The sequence below is a fragment of the Paraburkholderia sp. SIMBA_027 genome (assembly GCF_046535315.1).
GTDB lineage: Bacteria > Pseudomonadota > Gammaproteobacteria > Burkholderiales > Burkholderiaceae > Paraburkholderia > Paraburkholderia tropica.
Map to the genome: position 1 here is coordinate 66,943 of NZ_JAWRWY010000028.1, position 6,675 is coordinate 73,617.

Annotated in this window: 6 protein-coding genes; 3 read left to right on the forward strand and 3 right to left on the reverse strand. The window is 66.2% G+C overall.

Annotated elements, in window-relative coordinates; genetic code table 11:
• Positions 1–148: 148 nt before the first annotated feature.
• Together SB764_RS35430 and SB764_RS35435 are read right to left on the reverse strand one after the other, a co-directional pair.
• Positions 149–985, reverse strand: a complete 837-nt coding sequence (locus SB764_RS35430; RefSeq protein WP_110329537.1) for an alpha/beta fold hydrolase — start codon at positions 983–985, stop codon at positions 149–151.
• Positions 982–2,316, reverse strand: coding sequence for an O-acetylhomoserine aminocarboxypropyltransferase (locus SB764_RS35435; protein WP_410866193.1), 1,335 nt, complete (start codon positions 2,314–2,316; stop codon positions 982–984). The genes SB764_RS35430 and SB764_RS35435 overlap by 4 nt, the downstream gene beginning before the upstream one ends.
• Before the next feature lie 434 nt (positions 2,317–2,750).
• Here SB764_RS35435 and SB764_RS35440 point away from each other — a divergent pair, with 434 nt between their 5' ends.
• The 3 genes from SB764_RS35440 to aroC all read left to right on the forward strand — a co-directional run bounded on the left by SB764_RS35440 (position 2,751) and on the right by aroC (position 6,504).
• The gene (locus SB764_RS35440; RefSeq protein WP_065065854.1) at positions 2,751–3,206 is read left to right on the forward strand and encodes a CBS domain-containing protein; all 456 of its coding nucleotides are present in this window, start codon (positions 2,751–2,753) and stop codon (positions 3,204–3,206) included.
• A gap of 95 nt (positions 3,207–3,301) precedes the next feature.
• Complete coding sequence (locus tag SB764_RS35445) at positions 3,302–5,299, forward strand: MFS transporter (protein WP_410866194.1); 1,998 nt, start codon at positions 3,302–3,304, stop codon at positions 5,297–5,299.
• 104 nt (positions 5,300–5,403) lie between these two features.
• The gene (aroC, locus tag SB764_RS35450) at positions 5,404–6,504 is read left to right on the forward strand and encodes a chorismate synthase (RefSeq protein WP_065065852.1); all 1,101 of its coding nucleotides are present in this window, start codon (positions 5,404–5,406) and stop codon (positions 6,502–6,504) included.
• 94 nt (positions 6,505–6,598) lie between these two features.
• Here the strand turns inward: aroC and SB764_RS35455 are convergent.
• A partial coding sequence (locus SB764_RS35455; RefSeq protein ID WP_133168007.1) for a 4Fe-4S dicluster domain-containing protein occupies positions 6,599–6,675 on the reverse strand: 77 nt, incomplete at its 5' end.

The following is a 6,675-nucleotide window of genomic DNA, read 5'->3' on the forward strand; positions in this document are numbered from 1 at the left end:
GTGCGCGCCCGAAAGCCGCCTCGCTGCGCGGCCAGAAACCATTCTGCGGCGAATCGAACGACCGTGCAACCCGGACAAACGGCAGGTGATGCGTGGCGGGTTGGCGCGCGTCCGGCGGCAGCGTTTCACATGCTTGTATGCCCGCTGCTCAGCCGTTTCCGACCCTTGGCGCGGCGAAGCGATAGAGTGCGTCGAGCGTGGCGTCGGGCTGCTCCGTCATCAGCGCGTGTCCGGCGTCGAGCGCGACGGTGTCCACTTCACGCGCCTGAGTCAACGCGTCAGCGATGGCGCGGGCGGCACGCGGCGGCGTCATGGCGTCGCGCTGTCCAACGATCAGCCGCACCGGGCAGCGCACTTCGGCGGCGCTGGTCAGGCCGTTTGCGTACGCGTTGCAGGCAGCGAAGTCGGTGTGAAAAAGCTGCGGCTCGCCGTGCGCGGACACACGCTCCATCAGCCGCTGGTTCATGCCGCGCAGCCACGCGCCCGGGCCGGGGCTCGACGGCTTGGCCGCGAGCGTGGAATGCGACCACGCGTTGACGAGCGCAATGGCTTCGTCCTCGCGCTCGCGGGCCGCTTCCAGCAGCGCGGGCGATACCGCCATCGGGAAGGCCGTGGCGAGCAGCGCGATGCACGCGGCCCGGGCCGGATAACGCGCCGCGAATTCGAGCGTGACGAGCGAACCCATGCTGTGGCCCGCGACGAAAATATCTTGCTTGTCGGCCGGGCACACCGCGTCGAGCAGCGCGGCCAGCCAGTCGGCCAGCGCGCCGATGCTCTTGAGCGCCGGACCCGCGCTGCGCATATGGCCGGGCAGATCGACGGCCAGCACGCTGAAGCCGTGATGCGCGAAATAGCGCGATTGCAGCGCCCAGACGCTGTGATCGTGCTGCGCGCCGTGCACGAAAACGGCGATGGGCCGTTGGGGATCGAACGCCCGCCCGCCCGTGTAGGCGTAAGCCGCTTTGCCCGCGACATCGACGATCATGACGCCTCCTTGCGCGCGGCCGCGCCGGATGCACGCGCATTGGCGGGCGCTTTCTGCGAAATCTTGAGCGCTCGCTTGAGGTCGTCGATCAGATCGTCGGGGTCTTCCAGACCGATCGACAGACGGATCGTGCCCGCGCCGATGCCCGCCGCGGCAAGCGCCGCCTCGTCCATGCGGAAATGCGTGGTGGAGGCGGGATGGATCACGAGCGAGCGCGCGTCGCCGACATTCGCGAGGTGCGAGAACAGCGCGAGCGATTCGATGAACCGCTTGCCCGCGTCGCGGCCGCCCGCGAGGTCGAAGCTGAACACCGCGCCCGCGCCGCGCGGCAGCAGCCGCCGGGCGAGCGCGTGGTCGGGATGGTCCGGCAGTTCCGGATAGGCGACCGTCTCCACCGCGTCGTGCGAGTCGAGAAACTCGACCACGCGCCGTGTGTTGGCCACATGCCGTTCCATGCGCAGCGGCAGCGTTTCGATCCCTTGCAGCAACTGCCACGCAGCTTGCGGATGCAGACAGGCGCCGAAGTCGCGCAGGCCTTCGCGGCGCGCGCGCAGCAACAAGGGCGCGACGCTGCTTTCCTCGCTGAACACCATGCCGTGAAAGCCCGCGTAGGGTTCCGTGAATTCGGGAAAGCGCCCCGACGCCTCGAAGTCGAAGGTGCCGCCGTCCACCAGCACGCCGCCGATGGTCGTGCCGTGGCCGCCGAGAAACTTGGTGGCCGAGTGATAGACGAAATCCGCGCCATGATCGAACGGGCGCAGCAGATACGGCGTGGTGAAGGTGGAGTCGACGAGCAGCGGCACGCGATGGTCGTGTGCGATCTGCGCGACGGCGGCGATGTCGAGCACATCGAGGCCGGGATTACCAAGCGTTTCGCCAAACAGCAGACGCGTGTTGGGCCGCAACGCCGCGCGCCAGGCGTCGAGATCGCCCGGTTTCACGAAGGTGGTCTCGATGCCGAAGCGGCGCAGCGTGTAGTCGAGCAGGTTGTGCGAGCCGCCATAGAGCGCCGCCGACGCGACAATATGCGCACCCGCGCCCATCAGCGTGGCGATCGCCAGATGCAGCGCCGCCTGGCCGCTGGCGGTGCCAATCGCGCCGGCGCCGCCTTCGAGCGCCGCGACGCGTTCCTCGAACACGGCGACCGTGGGATTCGAGATGCGCGAGTACACATGGCCCGCGCGCTCCATGTTGAAGAGCGCGGCGGCGTGGTCGGTATCGCGGAACGAAAACGACGTGGTCTGATAAATCGGCGTGGCGCGCGCGCCGGTGACGGGGTCGGGGGCGGCGCCGGCATGTAGCGCGAGCGTGTCGAAGCGGGGATCGGACATTCTGGCAGCACGGCCGGCGCGAACCGGCGACGGGTGAAAGGTGAGGGCATCGTATCACCGGCCCGGGCGTGCGGGGACGCATCGGAAACCCGCGTCGGCGACTGTGAGAACGCCTGAAAGCGCCGCCAGACGGGCCCTGCGCGCCGCTGCCTCCTGGCCGGACGGCATACGGCGAACAGACGATGGCAAGGCGCGAAAAGCCCGGCCTCATCGGCAAAAATACGTCGGCGAAAAGCATTTCAGGGCCGATTCATAGGGGTTTCGGGCCGATCGGCGCGCCGTCCCGCGACTTTTCTTTTGCCTCCCTTTCCGCTAGGATCGAAAACAGGTAGGTATCTTTTCAGCATCTCCCCCCACGATTTGACGGTTTTTCCGTCGACCTTTTTGCCAGGGACCCGAGTCGGACGCGCCCGGGCCCGCACAGGAGACACATCATGCGTGTGAGCGATATTCTCAAGGTCAAGGGCAATACGCTCTACACCGTCACGCCCGACACGTCGCTGCACGAAGCAGTGAACACCATGGCCGAACACGACATCGGCTCGCTCGTCGTCATGGAGTACGGCGATCTGGTCGGCATGCTCACGTTCCGCGAGATCATCATGACGCTGCGTACGAATGGCGGCAGCGTCGGCACCAGCACGATCCGCAAGGTCATGGACGACCATCCCATTACCTGCACGCCTGAAACCGAAGTGGACGAAGTGCGCCGCATGATGCTCGAGCATCACGTGCGTTACCTGCCGGTCATGGAAAGCCGTTCGCTGATGGGCGTGATTTCGTTCTACGACGTGGCGAAGGCGGTGGTCGAGGCCCAAGGCTTCGAAAACAAGCTGCTCAAGGCCTATATTCGCGACTGGCCGGAAGAGGAACGTCAGCCGGCGCGTTGAAACGCGCGAGCCCGTCCGAACCAGCATCAAAAAGCGCGCGTCAAGCGCGCTTTTTCACGTCTGGCGCTCGACTCTGACAGCATAAATCCCACTCAATGAACGAACGTTCCTTGCCCGCGACGGAAACCACCGACCGCGCGGCGACCGCCCACGCTTCGCAGTTCGCGCTGCTGCGCCAGCGCCGTTTCGCACCGTTTTTCTGGACGCAATTCCTCGGCGCGATGAACGACAACGTGTTCAAGATCGGCTTCACGTCGCTCGTCACGTATCAGGCGGCGCGTTTTTCCGGCGTCGATCCGAAGACCGTCGCGTTCCTGATTTCGGCGATTTTCATCGTGCCGTTCGTGCTGTTTTCCGCGACATCGGGCCAGATCGCCGACAAGTACGACAAGGCCGTGCTCACGCGCTGGGTCAAGACTTTCGAGATCGCGGTGATGCTGGTCGGCGCGGCGGGTTTCTGGATGCACAGCGCGCCGCTGCTGTATGTCTGCACGTTTCTGATGGGCGTGCATTCGACCGTGTTCGGGCCGGTCAAGTACGCGTATCTGCCGCAGAATCTGGGCGACGACGAACTCGTTGGCGGCAATGGGCTCGTCGAAATGGGCACGTTCGTGGCGATTCTGATCGGCACGATCATGGGCGGTATTGCCGCGGGCATCGGCGCGAGCGATGCGCCTCGCGCCGCCGTCACGGTTACGCAAGCCGCCATGCAGAGCGCCACGCCCGCGGGCGCCTGGTGGCTGGGCGGCATGTGCATCGCGATTGCGCTGATCGGGCGCGTGGCCTCGTCGTTCGTGCCGCCGTGCGCGCCGTCGCAGCCCGGGCTGCGTATCAACTGGAATCCGTTCTCGGAAACCTGGCGCAATCTGCGGCTCGCGCACGGCAATCGCACGGTTTTCCTGAGCCTGCTCGGCATTTCGTGGCTGTGGTTCGTGGGCGCGACCTTTCTGGCGTCGTTCTTCAATTTCGCGAAGGACGTGCTGTTCGCCGATGCCGATGTCGTCACCGTGCTGCTCGCGATGTTCTCGCTGGGGATCGGTTTCGGCTCGCTGCTGTGCGAAAAGCTGTCGCGGCGACGCATCGAGATCGGGCTCGTGCCGCTCGGCTCGATCGGCATGAGCGTGTTCGGCATCGACCTGTTCTTTGCGAGTCACGCGCTGCCCGCCGCTCCGCATTTGCTGTCGGTCGGCGAATTCCTCAGTCTGCCCGCGCACTGGCGCGTGCTCGCGGACCTGTTCCTGCTCGCCATGTTCGGCGGTTTCTATAGCGTGCCGCTCTACGCGCTGATCCAGAGCCGCAGCGAACCGAGCCACCGCGCACGCATCATCGCCGCGAACAACATCCTGAACTCGCTGTTCATGATCGTTTCGGCGCTGATGGCGATGGGGCTCACGGCAGCGGGCGTCGGCATTCCGGGCATTTTTCTGACGACGGCGCTGCTCAATATCGTCGTCGCCGCATACATCTACGGGCTGGTGCCCGAGTTTCTGCTGCGTTTTGTCGCGTGGGTGCTCGTGCACACGATCTATCGCGTGCGCCTCGTGCATGCGGAGCGCATTCCCGCAGAAGGTCCGGCGGTGCTGGTCTGCAATCACGTGAGCTATGTCGATGCGGTCGTGATCATGGCCGAAAGTCCGCGTCCGATCCGTTTCGTGATGGATCACCGGATTTTCCGTTCGCCGCTGCTCGGTTGGCTGTTCCGTCACGCGAGGGCGATTCCGATCGCGCCGGCGCACGAAGACGCGACGCTGCTTGCGAAAGCGTACGACACCTGCGCTCAGGCGCTCGCCGAGGGCGATCTGGTCTGCATTTTCCCCGAAGGCAAGCTGACGAAAACCGGCGACATGAATCCGTTCCGCCACGGTGTGACGGAAATCCTCAAGCGCACACCCGCGCCCGTGGTGCCGATGGCGCTGCGCGGCCTGTGGGGCAGCGCGTTTTCGCGGCATGCGGCGTCGGGCCAGGAGCGGCCGGTACGGCGCGGGCTGACGAGCCGGTTCACGCTGGCGGTGGGCGAGCCGATCGCGCCCGCCGACGTGACTGTCGACGGTTTGCAGGAGATCGTGGCGGAGTTGCGCGGCGCGCGCCGCTAGCGGGTTGTGCGCGCGGCGTGTGCGCGTGGGGCGAGGCAAGCCGGGCGGCCCGCCGCGCGGACTGGCATAATGTCGGATTCCCCGATTCACTTTGGACGACCGCCATGTCCGGCAACACGCTCGGTACGCTTTTCACCGTCACCACCTTCGGCGAATCCCACGGCCCGGCCATCGGCTGCGTCATTGACGGCTGCCCGCCCGGCATGGCGCTCACCGAAGCCGACATCCAGATCGATCTGGACCGCCGCCGTCCCGGCACGTCGCGTCACGTCACGCAGCGCCAGGAAGCCGATCAGGTCGAAATTCTCTCCGGCGTGTTCGAAGGCCGCACGACGGGCACGCCCATCGCGCTGCTGATCCGCAACACGGACCAGCGCAGCAAGGACTACGGCAATATTGTCGAGACCTTCCGGCCGGGCCACGCCGACTACACCTACTGGCAGAAGTACGGCATTCGCGACTATCGCGGCGGCGGCCGTTCGTCGGCGCGTCTGACGGCGCCGACGGTCGCGGCGGGCGCGGTCGCGAAGAAGTGGCTGCGCGAGCGCTTCGGCGTGGAAGTGCGCGGCTACATGAGCGCGCTCGGCGAGATCGCGGTGCCGTTCGTCGACTGGCAGCATGTGCACGAGAATCCGTTCTTCGCGCCGAACGCCGACGTCGTGCCGCAGCTTGAGGACTACATGGACGCGCTGCGCAAGGACGGCGACTCGATCGGCGCGCGCATCAACGTGGTGGCGAGCGGCGTGCCGGTGGGCTGGGGCGAACCGCTGTTCGACCGCCTCGACGCCGACATCGCGCACGCCATGATGGGCATCAACGCGGTGAAGGGCGTGGAGATCGGCGCGGGCTTCGCGAGCGTCGCGCAACGCGGCTCGACGCACGGCGACGAACTCACGCCGAACGGTTTCCACGGCAATCACGCGGGCGGCGTGCTCGGCGGCATTTCGACCGGCCAGGACATCACCGTGTCGATCGCCATCAAGCCGACATCGAGCATCCGCACGCCGCGCCGTTCGATCGACAAAGCCGGCGAGCCCGCGGTCGTCGAAACCTTCGGCCGCCACGATCCGTGCGTGGGCATTCGCGCGACGCCGATCGCCGAAGCCATGCTCGCGCTCGTGCTGATCGACCACGCGATGCGTCATCGCGCCCAGAACGGCGACGTCGTGGTGACGACGCCGAAGATCGCGGCCAGCGACGAGTGATTCGTTGCGTGCGCATGCAGTGCGCCGGGTGCTTTCGGCGCCGCAATAAAAAAAACCGCTCCGAGGAGCGGTTTTTTTATGCCTGTGATCGGGCTTACATATTCGGATAATTCGGCCCGCCGCCACCTTCCGGCGTGACCCAGACGATATTCTGCGTCGGGTCCTTGATAT